Annotated in this window: 16 protein-coding genes; 8 read left to right on the top strand and 8 right to left on the bottom strand. The window is 74.8% G+C overall.

Features of this window, described 5'->3' with window-relative positions; genetic code table 11:
• Positions 1–453 precede the first annotated feature (453 nt).
• The 4 genes from IF45_RS0130345 (at position 454) to IF45_RS0130330 (ending at position 3,674) form a co-directional block, all read left to right on the top strand.
• On the top strand, positions 454–819 hold the full coding sequence (locus IF45_RS0130345) for an Rv2175c family DNA-binding protein (RefSeq protein WP_030310779.1): 366 nt from the start codon (positions 454–456) through the stop codon (positions 817–819).
• A gap of 124 nt (positions 820–943) precedes the next feature.
• Positions 944–1,591 (top strand): thiamine phosphate synthase, encoded by a 648-nt coding sequence (gene thiE, locus IF45_RS0130340; RefSeq protein WP_003947601.1) that lies wholly within the window; start codon positions 944–946, stop codon positions 1,589–1,591.
• A 115-nt stretch (positions 1,592–1,706) separates the two neighbouring features.
• Entirely contained in the window at positions 1,707–2,627 is a 921-nt protein-coding gene (gene metF / locus IF45_RS0130335) for a methylenetetrahydrofolate reductase [NAD(P)H] (RefSeq protein ID WP_003947600.1), read from the top strand.
• A gap of 42 nt (positions 2,628–2,669) precedes the next feature.
• Complete coding sequence (locus IF45_RS0130330; RefSeq protein WP_030310777.1) at positions 2,670–3,674, top strand: chromosomal replication initiator protein DnaA; 1,005 nt, start codon at positions 2,670–2,672, stop codon at positions 3,672–3,674.
• Positions 3,675–3,716: 42 nt separating this feature from the next.
• Here IF45_RS0130330 and IF45_RS0130325 read toward each other — a convergent pair whose 3' ends face one another.
• The 4 genes from IF45_RS0130325 to IF45_RS0130310 form a co-directional block, all read right to left on the bottom strand.
• A complete protein-coding gene (locus tag IF45_RS0130325; RefSeq protein ID WP_030310775.1) occupies positions 3,717–5,216 on the bottom strand; it encodes a phytoene desaturase family protein in 1,500 nt (499 codons plus the stop codon).
• A 238-nt stretch (positions 5,217–5,454) separates the two neighbouring features.
• Positions 5,455–6,075, bottom strand: coding sequence for a TetR/AcrR family transcriptional regulator (locus IF45_RS0130320; protein ID WP_003947597.1), 621 nt, complete (start codon positions 6,073–6,075; stop codon positions 5,455–5,457).
• 44 nt (positions 6,076–6,119) lie between these two features.
• The gene (locus IF45_RS0130315) at positions 6,120–8,204 is read right to left on the bottom strand and encodes a YhgE/Pip family protein (RefSeq protein ID WP_030310773.1); all 2,085 of its coding nucleotides are present in this window, start codon (positions 8,202–8,204) and stop codon (positions 6,120–6,122) included.
• Positions 8,176–9,117 carry an ATP-binding cassette domain-containing protein gene (locus IF45_RS0130310; RefSeq protein WP_030310771.1) on the bottom strand — a complete coding sequence of 314 codons (942 nt, stop codon included), beginning with the start codon at positions 9,115–9,117 and terminating at the stop codon, positions 8,176–8,178. The genes IF45_RS0130315 and IF45_RS0130310 overlap by 29 nt, the downstream gene beginning before the upstream one ends.
• Before the next feature lie 359 nt (positions 9,118–9,476).
• Here IF45_RS0130310 and IF45_RS0130305 point away from each other — a divergent pair, with 359 nt between their 5' ends.
• Positions 9,477–10,247, top strand: coding sequence for a methyltransferase (locus tag IF45_RS0130305; RefSeq protein WP_030310769.1), 771 nt, complete (start codon positions 9,477–9,479; stop codon positions 10,245–10,247).
• A 279-nt stretch (positions 10,248–10,526) separates the two neighbouring features.
• Positions 10,527–10,946 (top strand): SCO2097 family morphological protein, encoded by a 420-nt coding sequence (locus tag IF45_RS0130300; RefSeq protein ID WP_003947593.1) that lies wholly within the window; start codon positions 10,527–10,529, stop codon positions 10,944–10,946.
• Positions 10,947–11,137: 191 nt separating this feature from the next.
• Here IF45_RS0130300 and IF45_RS0130295 read toward each other — a convergent pair whose 3' ends face one another.
• The 4 genes from IF45_RS0130295 to IF45_RS0130280 all read right to left on the bottom strand — a co-directional run bounded on the left by IF45_RS0130295 (position 11,138) and on the right by IF45_RS0130280 (position 16,678).
• Positions 11,138–13,564 carry a transglutaminase TgpA family protein gene (locus IF45_RS0130295; protein ID WP_008408527.1) on the bottom strand — a complete coding sequence of 809 codons (2,427 nt, stop codon included), beginning with the start codon at positions 13,562–13,564 and terminating at the stop codon, positions 11,138–11,140.
• Positions 13,561–14,904 carry a DUF58 domain-containing protein gene (locus tag IF45_RS0130290; RefSeq protein WP_030310765.1) on the bottom strand — a complete coding sequence of 448 codons (1,344 nt, stop codon included), beginning with the start codon at positions 14,902–14,904 and terminating at the stop codon, positions 13,561–13,563. Before IF45_RS0130290 ends, IF45_RS0130295 begins: the two co-directional genes overlap by 4 nt.
• Positions 14,904–15,923: an AAA family ATPase gene (locus tag IF45_RS0130285; protein ID WP_003947590.1), complete on the bottom strand. Its 1,020-nt coding sequence runs from the start codon at positions 15,921–15,923 to the stop codon at positions 14,904–14,906. Before IF45_RS0130285 ends, IF45_RS0130290 begins: the two co-directional genes overlap by 1 nt.
• A 215-nt stretch (positions 15,924–16,138) precedes the next feature.
• On the bottom strand, positions 16,139–16,678 hold the full coding sequence (locus IF45_RS0130280; protein WP_003947589.1) for a beta-class carbonic anhydrase: 540 nt from the start codon (positions 16,676–16,678) through the stop codon (positions 16,139–16,141).
• A gap of 377 nt (positions 16,679–17,055) precedes the next feature.
• Here IF45_RS0130280 and rsmH point away from each other — a divergent pair, with 377 nt between their 5' ends.
• On the top strand, positions 17,056–18,087 hold the full coding sequence (gene rsmH / locus IF45_RS0130275) for a 16S rRNA (cytosine(1402)-N(4))-methyltransferase RsmH (protein WP_008417138.1): 1,032 nt from the start codon (positions 17,056–17,058) through the stop codon (positions 18,085–18,087).
• On the top strand, positions 18,084–18,593 hold a 510-nt coding region (ftsL, locus tag IF45_RS0130270; RefSeq protein ID WP_037638808.1), incomplete at its 3' end, for a cell division protein FtsL. The genes rsmH and ftsL, both read left to right, overlap by 4 nt.

Here is an 18,593-nt window from a genome sequence, read left to right as displayed (position 1 = left end):
CGGGGTCAATTGGAGTATGGCGGCCGTGTGTGCAGTTTGCTGCGGGGGCACCCCGGGGTGCCCCCGCAGCAAACTGCACACACGGCCGCCTTGAAGCGACTGACCCCGCACCATGCAGTTTGTGAGGAGGTACCCCGGTGCGGCCCCGCCCGGCACACGCGGGGAACGACCCGCGACCCTCACAGCCCGGCCGGCGCTTGAGGCCAGTCCGTGACCGGCACGGGCAACAACCGGGCACCCCTGAGCGCGGCGCAGCCACACCCCGGCCGGCGATCGAGGCCAGTCAATGACCGCCACGGACAAAGCGCCCGCACACCGGGGCGAAGCCCAGTAAAAGGGCCCAGCCGGGGCCACCCCCAACAGCCCCCGAAGGCACAACAGGGGCCCCCAGGCAAACAAGCGCACCCCCTACCGAACCGGCGGCGCTCGCGCCGCCATGGCACTCTTGGGTACGTGACCGAGATTGACGCAAAGATCGATGCTCTCGTCCCCGAGTGGCTCACCCTCCCCGACATCGCCGAACAGCTCGACGTAGAGGTGACCCGGGTCCGCCAGCTGGTGAAGGACGGCCAGCTCCTGGCCGTCCGCCGGGGCGAGAACCGCGTACTGATGGTTCCCGCCGCCTTCATCGACGGCGACAAGATGGTCAAGGGCCTCAGCGGCCTGCTGACCGTCCTCAGGGACGACGGCTTCGCCGACGACGAGATGCTGGAGTGGCTGTTCACGCCCGACGAGACCCTGCCGGGCACCCCGGCCCAGGCACTGAACGAGAATCGCGGGACAGAGGTGAAGCGCCGCGCCCAGGCGCTCGCCGTCTGACCCAGCCACACGGCGAGCACGGCCCACCCGGGCCCCGCTCGCACCCGGGCGCCGGCCCGGGAGCCCATCCGGATGCGGGCCGCGTCGTGAACGCGGCCCGCACACCGCTGTCAGGGGGGACCCCATGTCCGACACCGCCCGCGCCCGCCTCGCCGACGCCCGCCTCTACCTCTGTGTGGACGCCCGCAAGCGCCAGGGCGACCTCCCGGAGTTCCTGGACGCCGTGCTGGCCGGCGGCGTCGACATCGTCCAGCTCCGCGACAAGTCGCTGGAGGCCGCCGAGGAGCTGGAGCTGCTGGAGCTCTTCGCCGACGCCTGCCGCCGCCACGGCAGGCTGCTGGCCGTCAACGACCGCGCCGACGTGGCCCACGCCGCCAAGGCCGACGTCCTCCACCTGGGTCAGGGCGACCTGCCGGTCCCCGCGGCCCGCGCGGTGATCGGTGGCGCCCCGCTGGTGGGCCGCTCCACGCACAGCGAGGCCGAGGCGGCCGCCGCGGCCGCCCAGCCCGGCGTCGACTACTTCTGCACCGGCCCCTGCTGGCCCACCCCCACGAAGCCGGGCCGCCACGCCCCCGGCCTGGACCTGGTCCGCTACGCCGCGACCCTCACCACCGACCGCCCCTGGTTCGCCATCGGCGGCATCGACGCGGCCAACCTCGACGAGGTGACCGAGGCGGGCGCCCGCCGGGTCGTCGTGGTCCGGGCGCTGACCGAGGCCGACGACCCGAAGGCCGCGGCGGCCGGCTTCGCCCGCCGTCTGCGCGCCCTCTGAGCCGGTCCCGTCCGGGGTGTCCACGCCTGTCCAAGGTGTGGACAAGAATCGGTTGAAGCGGGCGAATCGACCAGCTTCGGCCCGCTCGCCCCCTCGCCCTGGTTAACCTGCCCGTATGGCCCTAGGTACCGCTTCCACCAGGACTGACCACGCCGCGACCGTGCGTGATCTGCTCGCCTCCGGCAAGACCTCGTACTCCTTCGAGTTCTGGGCGCCGAAGACCCCGAAGGGCGAGCGCAATCTGTGGGACGCCCTGCGCCGGGTGGAGGCGGTCGCGCCGAGTTTCGTCTCGGTGACGTACGGGGCGGGCGGCTCGACCCGTTCGGGCACCGTCCGTGCCACCCGGCAGATCGCCGACGACACCACGCTCACCCCGGTCGCCCACCTCACCGCCGTGAACCAGTCGGTCGCCGAGCTGCGCAACATCATCGGCCAGTACGCGGACGCCGGTATCCGCAACATGCTGGCGGTCCGGGGCGACCCGCCCGGCGACCCGATGGGGGAGTGGGTGCGCCACCCCGAGGGCGTGACCTACGCCGCCGAGCTGGTCCGGCTCATCAAGGAGTCCGGCGACTTCTGCGTGGGCGTCGCCGCCTTCCCCGAGCGGCACCCCAGGTCCGCGGACTGGGACACGGACATCCGGCACTTCGTCGACAAGTGCCGTGCCGGTGCCGACTACGCCATCACCCAGATGTTCTTCGATCCGGAGGATTATCTGCGCCTGCGGGACAGGGTGACCGCGGCCGGTTGCGCGACTCCGATCATCCCGGAGATCATGCCCGTCACCAGCCTCCGCCAGATCGAGCGGTTCGCCCAGCTGAGCAACGCGGTCTTCCCCCGGAAGCTGGAGGAGCGCATGCGTGCGTCGGCCGACGACCCGGCGGCGGTACGCTCCATGGGGATCGAGTTCGCCACGGAGTTCTGTGCGAGGCTGCTGGCCGAAGGTGTGCCCGGACTCCACTTCATCACCCTGAACAACTCCACGGCGACACTGGAGATCCACGAGAATCTGGGCCTGCACGACGACAAGGGCTGATCCGCGGCCGCCGGTGAGGGCGACCGCGGGAGAGGGGCGTACATGGGCTGGACGGTCCTCTACATCGCGTTCGGGATAGTGGCGCTGTGGCTCCTCGGTGAGGTACTGCTCCAGTACAAGGCGCGGCTGCGCTGGCGGCTGCTGGCCTTCGCCGGTTTCTCCTGCGTCGTCCTCGGCGTGCTGACCTCGCTCGTGATCGTGATCGCGCTGGGCGCCATCGCCTTCGCGGTCGGGCAGACCTTTGTGACGCTCTCCTTCCGCCGGGGCTTCTCCACCGGCTGGGCGGTCGGCGGCCGGCCCGGCGCCTCGCGCCGCCGCCGCACCCAGGGGGCGACGGAGCAGGACCCGACCCTGGAGGTCTCCGGCCTCCAGGAGGAGACCCCGGACCTGCCGGAGGCCCCCGAGGCCCCGCCGGCCTACGCGACGGTCGAGCCGATGCCCGACGACACCGGCCAGTACGGCGTCTACGACGACGGCCCCGCCAAGCCGGCCACCGACCCCGCCGGCTACGAAACCCCGTACGCCGCCCAGGAGTCGGGATACGCCCCGCAGGACCCGTACGCCGCCGCCCAGTCCGGGTACGACTACGACTACGCCTCCCAGGGGTACGGCTACGACACCGGCCAGGGCCAGTACACCGGCCACGCCGACCCGTACGCCGCCACCGCCGGATACGACCAGGGCGCCCAGAGCGGCTACGGCGACTGGAACGGCCAGCAGGCCCAGGACGCCTACGGCTACCCGCAGGAGACGTACAGCCAGACCGGCTACACCGACACCCCGCCCGGCGGCGTCTGGGTCCCCCAGCAGCGCGAGGGGGAGAGCGGCTACGACGCCGGATACGGCACCTACGACGCCTCGGGCCTCCCGCCGCAGCAGCAGCCGGACGGCACCTACGTCCCGCAGCAGGGCTACGACCAGTGGCAGGGACAGAGTCAGGGCCAGGGACAGGGCCAGGGGCAGGGGTACGGCGGGCAGTCGCAGGAGCAGCCTCCGGCGCAGGGGCAGGGCGCGCCGGACCACGGCGGGCAGCAGTACCGGTACTGACGTCTCCGTTGCCACGGACGCCGCCCAAGGGCGGCGTTCCGTTCAGGTCGAGCCGGTGAACTCCGGTCCCTCGACGATCAGTCCGGCCACCAGGGCGCCCGACATCCCGGCGTGCGGCAGGCCGCCGCCCGGGTGGGACCAGCCGCCGACCGTGAACAGGCCGGGAACGCGGGTGGAGTTGGCCGGGTGGAGCAGCGTGCCGTCCGCCGCCGCCAGGGCGGGCGCGGGGACGGCGCCGCCGGGGGCACCGGTGGCGTGGGCGATGTCGGCGGGGGTGAGGGCGTGGCGCCACCGCATCCGCCCGGCGAGACCGGGGACGGCCGCCTCGGCGCGGGCGGTGATCCGGTCCAGGTCGGCCTCGGTGGGCTCGGTGCCGGGCGCCACGGTCAGCCGTACCGTCACCGCCTCGTGGCCGGGGCCCGGGACCAGGCCGGGGTCGTCGGGACGGTCCACCGTCAGGGTCGGGTCGGCAGCCACCCCTGGTGCCCCGCCGAAGACATGGGTGGCCTCGGCCTTCGCGTCGCGGCTGTGCACCACGGTCCGGTGGACGGTGCCCGCCGGCCGCTCGCCGTCCAGGGCGAACAGCACCAGCAGGCGCGAGGCGCGGTCGGTCTCCCGCTGGGCCGGGACCTCGCCGGCGGTGCGCGCGGGAGCACCGAGCAGGGTGTCGAGGACGGACGGCGGGACACCGGCCACCACGTGGTCGGCGTCGACCCGGGTCCCGTCGGCGGTCACCAGCCCCGCCGCGCGCCCCTCCTCGGTACGGATCGCGGTGACCTCGGAGCCGAGGACGAACCGCACCTTCCGCTGCACGCACCGCTCGTAGAGCGCGGTGGCCAGCGCCCGCGTCCCGCCCCGCACCGACCAGAGCCCGAAGGTCTGCTCCAGGTAGGGCAGGACGGCGGCACCCGCCGGCGCGGTGCGCGGGTCGAGCCCCGCGGCCAGCGCGTACTGCCCGAGGAGCGCGGCGAGGCGTGCGTCCCGCAGCTCCCAGGCGCCGATCTCGGCGAGGGTGGTGGCGCGGCGCTCGCGGCGCAGCGGACGGCGCCAGGGCTCGGCCGGGTACGGCTCGCGCCCGGCCAGGACCTGCCAGTTGGGCCAGAGGGTCTCCTCCAGCAGGGGGCGCCGGGAGCGGTCCCAGGTGTCCCTGGCGCGGTTGAGGAAGGCGCCCCACCGCTGTCCCGCCCCGTCGCCGAGGGCCGCGTCGAGGGCGGCGGCGACCTGGGCGCGCGAGGTGTGCGGCAGGTCGGCGTGGACCCCGTCGGCGAAGACGTGGCGGACGGCCGGGTCCGTCTCGGTGAGGTGGACCCGGTCCTCCAGGGCCTCGCGGCCGGTCTTCAGGAAGAGGTCGCGGGGGACCGCCGGGAGGGTCAGCAGTCCGGGCCCGGTGTCGAAGGTGAAGCCGTCCCTGCGGTACGCGCCGAGGGCCCCGCCGTACGTCTCCGCACGCTCGTGCACCTCCACGTCGTGCCCCGCCACCGCCAGCCGGGCCGCCGCCGCCATGGCCCCCATGCCGGCGCCGATCACCGCGATTCTTGCCATGGGCCCGATTCTATGGCGCGCTCCGGGACGGCGGCCGGGGCGGTCCAAGGCCCGCTGAGTACCCGTACTCAGCGGCGACTGGGTACGGACGCGGAGGCGGCCCGGGGCGGCGGCGGGAAGAGTGGGGCGCGCCGGGCGGGGTCGTGCGGTGACGTGTCCGTGCCGCCGACACGGGGCGGCGGGACGGACGGGGCCGAGAGGTCTTCCGGGGCCCCGCCCGGTCTCGCGTGCCGCCGGGTCAGGGGCGGGCCGGGCCCACGCCGCTGACCCGGCCCTGGAGGAGGAGCGAGAGGGCGGCGTGGACGTCGTCGATGGAGCGTCCGCGCTGGAAGGACTGCCAGTCCAGGGCGGCCACCAGGACCATCCCGACCAGCGCGGGAGCGGTCAGCGGGATGTCCACCTCGGGGCTCAGCTCCCCGGTCTCCACCGCCTCCCTGAGCACCTCCTCGACCACCGCGACCGCCTCCCGCCGGACCACCAGCAGGGTGTCCTGCCAGGCCCGGTTGGTGCGCCACAGCTCGGCGACGTACAGCTGGGTGAAGGCCGGGTAGCGGTCGATGAAGACCAGCCCGGCGCGGATCATCGCGTCCAGCGCGTCGACCCGGCTGCCGCCCCGGGCGGCCGTCTCCTGCTCCGCCGTGCGCAGCGAGGCGGTGAGCAGCCCCACCCCGTGCCGCAGCAGCTCCTCGAACAGCACCGTCTTGCTGGCGAAGTTGTAGTACACGGTGCCCTTGGCGACCCCCGCCCGCTCGGCGATCTCGTCGACCGTGGTCGCGGAGAAGCCCTGCTCGGCGATGAGGGTGACGGCTGCCTCGTAGAGCTTCTGCCGGGTCGCCTGGCGCCGTGTGCTGCTGTCCATGGCCCCGATTTTCGCAGGTGCGGCGGGTGCCGCGCGCCCGGCGCTCACAGGGTCAGCTCCGGGTGGAGGCGGTCCACGGTCCACCGCTGCCTGCCGCGTGCGGCCAGCGCGGTGAGCGCCAGGGCGCCCGCCGTGAACGCCGCCAGCACCGCGCACGCCTGCCACACCGGGCCGAGCGGGCCGCCGGTGATGAGCAGCCGCAGCGCCTCGACCACGTAGGTCATCGGCAGGAACGGGTGGATGGCGTTGAAGAAGCCGGGGCTGGTCTGCACCGGGTAGGTGCCGCCCGCCGAGGTGAGCTGGAGCATCAGCACGGCCAGCACCAGGATGCGCCCGGCCGCGCCGAAGCGGGCGTTGAGCCATTGGACGATCGCCGTGAAGCAGGCACTGACCAGCAACAGGAAGCCGATCGTGCCGGCCGCCCTGACCATCTCCAGCCCCAGCCCCCAGTGCAGCACCGACATCAGCGCGGCGACCTGGAGCACCCCGAGCCCCGCCACCGGCAGCCAGCCGGAGAGCGCGGTGCGCCAGGCGGAGGTGCCGACCGCCAGCGCGCGGCGGCTGAGCGGCGGGATCACCATGTACGCGACCATCGCGCCCACCCAGAGGGAGAGCGGGATGAAGTACGGGGCGAAGCCGGTGCCGTAGTTGGGGGCGGCGTGCATCGACTGGGAGGCGAGGCGGACCGGGTCGGCCATCACCTCGGTGCGGTCGTCGCGGTCCTTCTTGTCGTAGTCGGGGATCTTCTCGACGCCGTCGTGGAGGCCGCCCGCGAGCTGCCCGGAGCCGTCGGCGAGCCGGAACATGCCGCCGTTCAGGTCCTTGGCGCCGGTCTGGACCTTGCCGATGCCGGTGTCGAGGTCGGAGGCGCCGGTACGGGCGGTGCCGAGGCCGGTGTGGAGCTTCTTGGCGCCGGCGGCGACCTGCTGGGCGCCCTTGTCGAGCGCGTTGACCTTGGTGACGGCCTCCTTCAGGTCGTCGCCGAGGGCGGGGGCGCTCTTGGCGAGGGCGTCCGCCTGCTTCTGGAGGGTGGCGAGGTGGCCGTCGAGGGTGGCGAGGTCGGCGTCGCCGATCACCGTCTCCAGGTCGTCGGCGACCTTGGCGACGTCGGCCGCCGCGTCCTTCGCCTTCTTCAGGTCCGGGCAGGCCGGGTCGCCCAGCTCGCCGGGACCGTCCTCGCAGCGGGCGGCGTAGACCTTGTCCAGCGTCTCGGAGGCGGCGTGCGCGCTGCGGGCGGCGACCGGGGCTGCCTTGACGAGTTCGGCCAGGTTGGCGCGGACGATCTTGGTGGAGTCGGCGACCAGCCGCGCGGTGTCGCCGATGAACTTGCCGTCCTTCTTCAGGTACGGCTGGACCTTCGCGGAGGTGGAGTTGACCTTCGACGCCAGGAGCCTGGTCCCCGCCGCGACCTGGGCGGAGCCCTTCTCCAGGTCCCCCGCGCCCTTGTCGAGCCGCTTGACCCCGGAAGCCAGGTCGGTGCTGCCGGTCCGGGTCTCCTTCAGGCCGTCGACCAGGTCCTTGGAGCCGTCCTTGGCCTTCCCGATGCCCTTCTTCAGCTCGTCCGCGCCGTCGGCCGCCTCGGCGGTGGCGCCGTGGATGTCGGAGAAGGAGAGGAAGATCCGGTCCAGGAACGAGCGGGACGCCTTGGCCGAGGCGGAGGTGCGGACCTCGGTGAAGACGGTCCGGGAGATCTGCCCGACGATGTAGTTGTTGGCGTCGTTGGTCTCCACCTTCAGCGCGCTGGTCTCCGGGTGGTCCCCGGAGCTGGAGGCGATCCGCTCACTGAAGTCCTTCGGCATCGTCAGCGAGAGGTAGTACGTGCCGTCCTCGACGCCGCGCCGCGCCTCGTCGCCGCCGACCTCGTGCCACTGGAAGACCTCGCTCTCGTGCAGGCCCTCGGTGATGTCGTCCCCGGCCCGCAGCTCCTGCTTGCCGATCTTCGCCCCCCGGTCCTCGTTGACCAGGGCGACCGGTATGCGGTCGAGCCGGCCGTACGGGTCCCAGAAGGACCACAGGTACAGCGCGCCGTAGAGCAGCGGCAGCAGCAGGAGGGCCACCAGGGCGGCGGCGGGCAGGCGTCCCCTGCCGAAGCGCTTCAGCTCAAGCGCGGCCAGTTTCGGCGAGCGCATCCGCCGTCTCCTTCTCGGTCTCGTCGGTGTCGTCGGCCTTCGGGGCCGGTTCGGCGGGCTCCTCGGCGGTGCGGGCGCCGGTGGCCCGGTCGGTGACGACCACCACCAGGGGGACGTCGCCGGGCAGCCCGGCGGGCGCCTCGCCGCAGACCGCGAGCACGGTCACGCCCGAGGCGGCCACGCTCGCCAGCAGCGCCCACGCCTCCTCGCGCAGCGGCGCCGACAGCTTCAGGTCGACGTCGTCCACGGCGATCAGCCGGGGCCGCCCGATCAGCGCCAGTGCCACGCAGAGCCGCAGCCGCTCCAGCCGTTCCAGGTCGCGGACGGCCGTCCGGGGGCCCTTCGGCAGCGTCGCCAGGTCCAGCCCGGCCGCGGCCAGCGCCTCGTCGTGGACCCGGCGGGCGTCCGCGCGCCGCTGCCGGGGCGATCGCAGTGCCGCCTTGAGCGCGGCGAGCGGCGCCGTCCCGTACCGGCGCTGGAGCAGGACCCGCTCGCGCAGGTGCTCGCCGACGGTCAGGGACGGCTCCAGGTCGTCGACGCCGGGGACATGGGCGAGGGCCGCCGTACGCCGGACCGCCGCGGCCTGCTTGCGCAGCCGCAGCCCGCCGACGCGGGCCTCGCCCTCGGTGAGCTTCATCCGCCCGGTGAGGGCCAGCAGCAGGCAGGTGCGGCCGGTGCCGGAGGCGCCGGTCAGCGCCACCACGGAGCCGGGGGCCGCCTCGACGGTCACCTCCCGGAAGACCCAGCCGCGCGGCCCCTTCAGCCCGATCCCCCCGGCCTCGACGGCGGCGCCCCCGGGAAGCTCCGCCGGGTCCGGGGTGGGGGCGGCTCGCCCGGCCGGGGCGGCGGGGTCTCTGCCGGCGTCGGGTTCCGGTTGGCGCTGGGGCTCCGGTTCCGGCTGGTGGCGGGTCACGGCCCGTCCCTCCTCGGCATAGCTTTTGAACTGACTGGTCAGTTCAAAAGCTATGCCGGGCCCGTGCCGGGCCGCAATCCGCCCCCGCCGCCGGTACGGGGCCGAGGGGCGGCGGCCGGGGTGAAGTGCCCCGGCCGGTGGTGATTTGCCCGTGGTGCACCTCACGGCCGCGCGCCGCCTGCGGTCCCGCCGCCCGTGCCCCCGCCCCGCCTGCGGACGCGCCCGCACCCCGCTGACCGGCCGGGGAGCCCACCGCCCCGGCCGGGGCGGTGGCGTGGAGGCAATAGGGTGGGAGCCCACTGCACCCGATAGACGCCCGCCGCCCCGAGCGGCGGTGCCGTGCCGAGGAGTCAACTGCCGTGTCGGACCCGATGCGCCCCCGCGCTTCTCTCCGTACCGCCGTGGTCTGGGAGGTCCTCAAGGACGCCCTCGACCGCCAGGTGAAGACCACGGGGAGGCGCTCGCTGGACGTCCTGGACTCCGGCGGCGGCAGCGGCAACTTCGCCGTGCCGGTGGCCCGCCTCGGCCACCGGGTGACCGTCGTCGACCCCAGCCCCAACGCCCTCTTCGCCCTGGAGCGCCGGGCCGCCGAGGCCGGCGTCGCCGACCTCGTCACCGGCGTGCAGGGCGACGCGCTGGGCCTCTTCGACGTGGTCGACCGGGGCGCCTACGACGCGGTCCTGCTCCACGGCGTCCTGGAGCACATGGACGACCCGGCCGAAGGCGTCGCCAGCGTCGCCGCCGCCCTGCGCCCCTCGGGCACCCTCAGCCTGCTCGCCGCCGGACTCGGCGGGGCCGTCCTCGCCCGGGCCCTGGCCGGCCACTTCACCGAGGCCCGTACCGCGCTCGGCGACCCGGCGGGCCGCTGGGGCGAGGCCGACCCGGTGCCGTACCGCTTCACCCCCGACCAGCTCACCGGCCTGGTGGAGGCCGCGGGCGTGCGGGTCGGCGCGGTCCACGGCGTCCGGGTCTTCGCCGACCTGGTTCCCGGCGTGCTGGTCGACACCGAGCCGGGCGCCCTCGAAGCCCTCCTCAAGCTGGAGGCCGCCGCCGCCGAGGAACCCGCCTTCCACGCCGTCGCCACCCAGCTCCACGTCCTCGGCGAGAAGACCCCCACCCAGGAGGACTAGTCCCTCCGCCCCGCCCGTGCACCCCTGTGATCAGGGCACCCGGTCCGGACGGAGTACGGCACGGGAACCCGTTCGGGCGGTCGGCGCCGTATGATCGAGGGAGTCCGGCAAGGCATGGCAGACCGCTTCCTGGGGAATGGACGCCTCAGTGAATCGGTGTGTCGGCTCGAACCGGATGGCGAATTGGCGCAGAGGGGCGGGTTTCACGGGGGCGATTCCCTGCCTATCCTGAAGGGGACCCCCCTGTCGCCTCGGCGACTGCACGATGAGGAGGACTCCGTGCCGCTCTCAGAGCACGAGCAGCGCATGCTCGAGCAGATGGAGCGAGCGTTGTACGCCGAAGATCCCAAGTTCGCGACAGCGCTTGAGGGAAGCAAGCTGCGTACGTACACCCGTCGCCGGGTGTACCAGGCAGTGGTGGGCTTCCTGGTGGGAATCGTGCTCCTCATGGCCGGGATGGTCGCGCAGCAGATCTGGGTCAGCGTGGTGGGATTCCTCGTCATGCTGGGCTGCGCGGTACTCGCGGTCACCGGCTGGCGCAAGGCGCCGAAGCCGGGCGAGCAGCCGGCCCCTGGCTCCGCGGACCCCGCGGGCGCCGGCGCCAAGCGACGTCAGGGCAGACAAGGCAGACAGCGCCGCTCCGTGATGAACCGTATCGAACAGCGCTGGCAGCAGCGCCGGGACGGACAAGGGCAGTAGACGCGGGGACCGGCCTCAGGCCGGTTCCGAGCAGCAGTGACGGTGTGGGGTCCGCCTTCCGGGGCGGACCCCACACCGTTGTGCGTGGACGCGTGTGCCGTACACCTGCCCGCGCCGGGACAGCCGGCCGTACGCGGTGAGGGGCGGGCCCGTCGTCCGGGCCCGCCCCTCCCCTCACGTCGCCGTGCCGGTCAGCCGCTCTGTGCGTCCCTGCCCCGGAAGCGGGGCAGCCGGGGCGGCCGGGGGAGACGTCCGGCCGCGGACCGGCCCCGCTCCCGCAGCCGCTCCCAGCGGTCGGACGCCGCCCACGTCACCCGGATGGCGGAACGTGGCAGCAGCAGGGCGCGCAGCCGGGTGCGGCGGGAGGCCCGGGCGTGCAGCGCGGCCCGGAAGTGCTCCACGTCCTCGGCGAGCCCGGCCACCGGGACCGGACGCGGCGCGTACAGCTCCTGCTCCACCGCTCCCGCCAGCCGGTGCACCGCCTCCGCGGCCTCCGGGCCCGGATCGGCCAGTTCCACCAGGCGGACGGCGGCCCGGCGCGGGGTCAGGGCCTCGTCCGGCGGGATCCCGTGGTCCCAGGCGGTGTCGGTCAGCTCCTGCCAGGCCGCCAGCGGCGGCACCCCCCGGGGGCCCGCTCCGCCGCCGGCCGGGGTCAGCCGCAGCCCGCGGACCCGGCGCCGCCAGATCAGCGGGCCCAGCACCACCGCCGCCAGGAGCAGCAGCGCGCCGGCCGTACCGAGCAGGGTGCCCCAGGGCGGGCCGCCCGAGCCCGCGGCGGCACCCGCGTCCGGCTCCTCGGAGCCGCACTCGCCGAGCGCCCGCTCCGCACGCGGGCAGTCCGGGTTGTCGCTGGGCCGGGTGGAGGGGGCCTCGGAGACCGACTCCTCGGGCTGCTCCGGGTCGTCGACCTCGCTGTCGGGCACGTCGGGCCGGGTGTACTCGGGCACCGAGCCCCGGTTGGGGGTCGGCTCGAACCGGGTCCAGCCGATCCCCTCGAAGAACAGCTCGGGCCAGGCGTGGGCGTCCCGCAGCCCCACCGACATCTCGCCGGAGCTCTTCGCCGTCCCCGGGGTGAAGCCGACCGCCACCCGGGAGGGCATCCCGAGGGTGCGGGCCATCGAGGCCATCGCGAAGGAGAAGTGGATGCAGAACCCCTCCTTGTCGCGGAGGAACCGCGCGATGGCCTCCGAGCCGCTGCCCGCCCGCACCTGCGTGTCGTAGACGAAGCCGCCCTCCTGGGCGAACCAGTCCTGGAGCCGTACCGCCCGCTCGTAGTCGTTGTCCGCGCCCCGGGTCACCTGGCGGGCGGTGCGCTCCACCACGGCCGGGAGGGAGTCGGGCACCGAGGAGAACTCGTCGGGCAGGGTCGGGGCGGCCGCCGCCGAGTCCGCGACGGAGAGCTGGGCGGCGCCGGGGCGCACCAGGAGGCTGTCGACGGAGTACTGGACGCCCCGGGTGTTCTGGGCGCCGTCGCCCACCAGGGTCCGGTTGACCGGCTCGAACCGCCAGTCGCCCGGCACCTCGACACGGGTGGCCGGGTACGGCATCGGCAGCCAGTCCTGGGCGTACCAGCCGGCTGCCGAGATGTTGGTCGACACCTCGGTGAACGGGACCTCGGCCGCGAGCCCCGGCGGGGGCGGCAGCCGCTCGGGCACCTCGGAGACGTTGCGGGAGGCGGGCTTCCAGGAGGTCCCGTCGAACTCGTCCAGGGAGACGATCCGCAGGTACAGGTCGTCGGTGTCGGCGGCGTTGGTGCGGTACTTCAGCACCTCGCGGTTCTCCGGCTGGTTCAGGCTGTTCTGGAGCGAGACCAGCGGATTGACCGCGGAGATCGTGCCTCCGCCGCCGCTTCCGCCGCCCGGCCCGGGACCCGTGCCGCCGAGCAGCCCCGCGCCGAGCGAGGGCAGCACCAGCGGCACCACCAGGGCCAGCCCCAGCGCGACGGCGCCGATCCGGCGCCCCGAGCGCGTCGGCGCCGTCGGGGTGCCCACGCTCTCCCGGGGGGCGAAGCCGCCGCGGGAGGGGCCGCCGAAGACCCGGCCCCACTGCGCCAGCCGGTCTCGGCTCTCGGCGAGGAGCAGCACCAGGTACCCGGCGCCGGCCAGCGCGAACCAGAGCGCGCCCGCGCCGCCGTCCGAGAGCCCCGCCGCCACCGAGTACAGCGCCAGCAGCGGCAGGCCCGCCGGGGCGGCGACCCGGTAGGTCACCGCGAAGGTGTCGACCAGCAGGCCGACCAGCAGCACCCCGCCCACCAGCAGCAGCGCGATGCCGTCGGTCAGCGGCGCCGGGCTGGTGAACCGCCCCACGTCCCCCACGCCGTTCCCGATCAGCGTCCCCAGCTCGCGCACCGCGTCCGGGGTCGGCAGGAACCAGAGGAACGCCTCCTCGCTGGCGAAGAGCAGGGTCAGCAGCAGCACCCCGGTGATGAGCTGGGCGGCCGCCGTCAGCGGCCGGGCCAGCGGCACCCGGCGGGCCGCCGCACCGGCGCCCGCCGTCAGCCCGAGCAGGATCGCGGCCTGGACCAGCCAGACGGAGCGGTCCACCAGCGGCAGCAGCGAGGCCGAGGCGAGCAGTGTGGCCGCCCACGAGGCGAGGGCGATCCCGATCCGTCCGCTCACGCGGCACCCCCCGGGGAAGTCGAAGCTGTACGTGGCCGGGGGCCGGCGGCCGGACCGGGCGCCGCGGCGCCGCCCCACAACGGGGCCAGCGGGACACCCGGCGGGACGGGCACCACGGCCCAGCCGGCCTCCCGCAGCCGCCGGGCCCGGGCGTCGAGCGCCGAGCCGTCGCCACCCGCCCAGACGGCGGAGTCCAGCAGGAAGGCCACCGCCGTCGAACCGGGCCGCCTCATCCGCGCGGTCAGGGTGGTCTGCTCCTCGTCCAGGTCGCCGAGGAAGGCCACCAGCAGCGCCTCGCCGCTCTCCCCGAGCGCCTCGTGGGCCCGCGAGAGCCCGGCGCCGTCGGAGTGCCCGACCACCGCGAGCAGATCCATCATCAGCGCCGCCGTCTGGCCGGACCGGCCGCCGTGCGACGTGGCGGACCCCTCGGAGGGGACCGCGTCGCCGGTGTCGGTGACCAGCCGGGCCGGGATGTCCTTCTCCAGCAGGTGGAGCAGGGCCGAGGCCACCCCCGACACCGCCCACTCGAAGGCCGAGCCCGGACCCGAACCGGCGTAACCGGCGGCCCGGGTGTCCAGCAGGACGGTGCAGCCGGCCCGCTGCGGCTGCTCCTCGCGGCGGACCATCAGCTCGCCGAGGCGGGCCGTGGAGCGCCAGTGCACCCGGCGCAGGTCGTCGCCGTGCCGGTAGCCGCGCGGGATCAGGTCGTCCTCCCCGGCCAGCGCCAGCGTGTGCTGCCGGCCCTCGCCGAAGCCGCGCGCCTCACCGCCGGGCCGCAGCGGGGGCAGCCGCTCGACGCGCGGCACCACGGTCAGCGTGGACTGCCCGGAGAAGGCGCGGTCCAGCTCGCACATGCCGAACGGGTCGGTCAGCCGCAGCTGGAGCGGGCCCAGCGCGTACCGGCCGCGCAGGTCGGAGCGGACCCGGTACGACACCTCGCGGCGGCCGCCCGGTTCCACCCGGTCCAGCAGGAAGCGCGGGCGCGGCCCGAGGACGTAGGGCACCTTGTCCTGGAGCATCAGCACGCCGGTGGGGAGGCGGGAGACGCTGTCCACCCGGAGCGTCACCCGCGCCTCGGAGCCGGCCGGCACCTGGGCCGGGGTCAGCCGGCGGCTGCCCTCGACCCGGTGGCGGGTGCGGTGGAGGAACAGGACGCAGAGCAGCGGCAGGACGGCCAGCAGCAGACCGACCCGGAGCAGGTCGCCCTGGCCGAGCAGATAGGCGCAGACGGCCGCGGCCAGCCCCGCGGCCAGGAACGAGCGGCCCCGGGTGGTGAGCCCGCCGAGCGCCCCGCGCACCCCGCCCCGCTCCCGCGCCCCCTCGGCGCCGGAGCCGGGCATCACATGCCCCGGGGCGCGGAGTACGGGCGCCGGACGTGCGGCACCGAGCCGTTGGACGAGCCGGGGACGGGCGTGCCCTGGACGATCTCGTGGACCAGCTGCTCGGAGGTGCGGCGGGCCAGCTGGGCCTGGGCGGTCGGCAGCAGCCGGTGCGCGAGGACCGGCACCGCCAGCGCCTGCACGTCGTCGGGGAGCGCGAACTCGCGGCCCGCCAGCGCGGCGGCGGCCTTGGCGGCCCGCACCAGGTGCAGGGTGGCGCGCGGCGAGGCCCCCAGCCGCAGCTCGGGGTGGCTGCGGGTGGCGCCGACCAGGGCGACGGCGTAGCGGCGTACCGCGTCCGAGACGTGGACCTCGCGGACCGTCTCCACCAGCTTGAGGATGTCGTGGGCGTGGGCCACCGGCTGGAGGTCGTCCAGCGGTGAGGTGGCGCCGTGCACGTCGAGCATGCGCAGCTCGGCGTCGGGGGAGGGGTAGCCGATGGAGACGCGGGCCATGAAGCGGTCCCGCTGGGCCTCCGGAAGGGGGTAGGTGCCCTCCATCTCGACCGGGTTCTGGGTGGCGACCACCATGAACGGGCCCGGCAGCGCGTAGCTGTGGCCGTCCACGGTGACCTGGCGCTCCTCCATCGACTCCAGCAGCGCCGACTGGGTCTTGGGGGAGGCGCGGTTGATCTCGTCGCCGATGACGATCTGCGCGAAGATCGCCCCGGGCTTGAACTCGAACTCGGCCTGCTGCTGGTCGTAGACGCTCACACCGGTGATGTCCGAGGGGAGCAGGTCGGGGGTGAACTGGATGCGGCGGACCGAACAGTCCACCGATCTCGCCAGCGCCTTGGCCAGCATCGTCTTGCCGACCCCGGGCACGTCCTCGATGAGGAGGTGGCCCTCGGCCAGCAGGACGGTCAGCGAGAGCCGTACGACCTCCGGCTTGCCCTCGATCACCCCCTCGACCGACCTGCGCACCCGTTCCGCTGTGGCGGTCAGATCTGTGAGGCTCGCTCGCCCGTCATAGGTCGTCACCCGGCCCTCCTCGGCCCGTTGTCGGGCCGGTGCGCGACGGCGCGGCCGGACCCTCCCCGATCAGTGGGCAGCGCGTACAGCCGGGGGCCGTCGCGCGATGCCTCCTGCGCATTCTTGTTGCCGCCCAGGGGGTGTGTCACTCGCATCCGGGCAACTGGTGCCGGTTCGAGGAGAATTGCCGTTTTTCGCCGGGGAGGGTCCGGGGTGACACGCCGTCAGGCCGGGTCGATCTCCGTGAGGGCGCCGGTCTTCACGTCGAAGACGAAGCCGCGCACGTCGTCGGTGTGGAGCAGGAACGGCGAGGTCCGCACCCGCTGCATCGACTGGCGCACGTCCTGCTCGACGTCGCGGAAGGACTCCACCGCCCACGTCGGCCGCTGCCCGACCTCCGCCTCCAGGTCCTGGCGGAACTCCTCGGTCAGGCTCTCCAGACCGCAGTTGGTGTGGTGGATGAGGACCACGCCACGGGTCTCCAGCGCGCGCTGGCTGATGGTGAGCGAGCGGATCACGTCGTCGGTGACCACACCGCCGGCGTTGCGGATGGTGTGGCAGTCGCCGAGGTCCAGGCCGAGCGCGGCGTGCAGGTCGAGGCGGGCGTCCATGCACGCCACCACGGCCACCTTGAGCACCGGGCGCGCGTCCATGCCCGGGTCGGTGAACTTGGCCGCGTACCGGCCGTTGGCCTCCACGAGGCGGTCGGTGACGTGGGAGCCGGCCTGGGTCGGGCGGCCTTCGGTGTGAGCGGGAGTCGACATGGCTACGACGGTAATGCGCGCCGGGCCCCGTGGTACGCCCGGAGGGGGACGAAGAGCCCTCGTGGCACCCCTTGTGAGGTAATCCACACCCGGCCTCCCGGCCGTCCTCACCGCCCCGGGCGACGCACGGAGCGGCTGATTGACCGGCGGGACGAGTGGACTAAAGTGACGCGAAGTGGCCGGGGCGACACGCCCTCGCCGCACCGGGGGACCATCGAACGGCCCCCGCAGAGAAACCCACGCGTGCGGTGCGCGTACGGCGGCTCCCGGCCGCCCTCCGGCCGGCGGCATCCGGGACCGGCCACGCGCCGGGCGGCGCCGCCCCCGGCGGACACCCGGCCCGGCCGCGTCGCCCCGCACCGGACCGAGAGGGCGCAATGCCGGTGCGCGACGCAGACGAGACGAGCGGCGCGCCGAGCGCTGCCGGCCACCAGGCCGCGGCCCCCGAGGACGGCAACACCCGCCACGTCCCCGTGATGCTCCGCCGCTGCCTCGACCTCCTCGCCCCGGCCCTCGCCGAACCGGGCGCCGTCGTCGTCGACTGCACCCTCGGCCTCGGCGGCCACAGCGAGGCCCTGCTCGCCACCTTCCCCGCCGCCCGCCTCGTCGCCCTCGACCGCGACAAGGAGGCACTGCGCCTCTCCGGCGAGCGCCTCGCCCGCCACGGCGACCGCGCCACCCTCGTCCACGCCGTCTACGACGAGCTGCCCGAGGTCCTGGACCGGCTCGGCATCCCCCGCGTCCAGGGCGTCCTCTTCGACCTCGGCGTCTCCTCCATGCAGCTCGACGAGGCCGGCCGCGGCTTCGCCTACGCCCAGGACGCCCCGCTCGACATGCGGATGGACCAGACGACCGGCATCAGCGCCGCCGAGGTCCTCAACACCTACGCCCCCGGCGACCTGGTCCGGATCCTGCGCGCCTACGGCGAGGAGAAGCAGGCCCGCCGCATCGTCTCCGCCGTCGTCGACGAGCGGGCCAAGGAGCCCTTCACCACCAGCGCCCGCCTGGTCGAGGTCATCCGCGACGCCCTGCCGCAGGCCGCCAAGCGCACCGGCGGCAACCCGGCCAAGCGCACCTTCCAGGCCCTGCGCATCGAGGTCAACGGCGAACTCTCGGTCCTGGAGCGGGCGATCCCCGCCGCCGTCGCCTCCCTCGCCGTCGGCGGGCGGCTCGCCGTCCTGTCGTACCACTCGCTGGAGGACCGGCTGGTCAAGCAGGTCCTCGCCGCCGGGGCCGCCTCCACCGCCCCGCCCGGCCTGCCGGTCGTCCCCGAGCGCTACCAGCCACGGCTGAAGCTGCTCACCCGGGGCGCGGAACTCCCCACCGAGGAGGAGGTCGCCGAGAACCGGCGCGCCGCCCCCGCCCGGCTGCGCGGCGCCCAGCGCATCCGCGAGGAGCACCAGGAGTGAGCCGCCAGGTGGGCAGGCCCGAACTCCGCGGCCGCGCCGCCCGGCTGGCGCGGCTGCTCCCCGCCGGCCCGGCGAACGCCGCCCGGACCCCGTTCGTGCTGCTGGTGGTGGTGCTGCTCGGCGGCGGCCTGATCACCCTGCTGGTGCTCAACTCCGCGCTCAACGAGGGCTCCTTCACCCTCAGCGAGCTGAAGCGCGAGAACACCGAGCTGACCGACGAGCAGCAGGAGCTCCAGCGCGATGTCGACGCCCGGGCCCGGCCGGACGCGCTGCGCCGCCGGGCCGACACCCTCGGCCTGGTCCCCGGCGGCATCCCGGTCTTCCTCGACCCGGACGGCACCGTCCGCGGCGTGCCCAGCCCGGCGCCCACCCCGGTCGTCGTCAAGCCGTCCCCGTCGGCCTCCCCCTCGCCGTCCCCCTCCGCCGAGGTGTCACCCTCGCCCGGCGCGAGCCCGTCCCCCGGCGCCTCCGGGGCACCCCCCGAGCCCGGCCCTGACACCCCCGCC

Source organism: Streptomyces albidoflavus, from assembly GCF_000719955.1.
Classification (GTDB): domain Bacteria; phylum Actinomycetota; class Actinomycetes; order Streptomycetales; family Streptomycetaceae; genus Streptomyces; species Streptomyces albidoflavus.
This window is presented reverse-complemented; position numbering and strand designations above follow the sequence as displayed.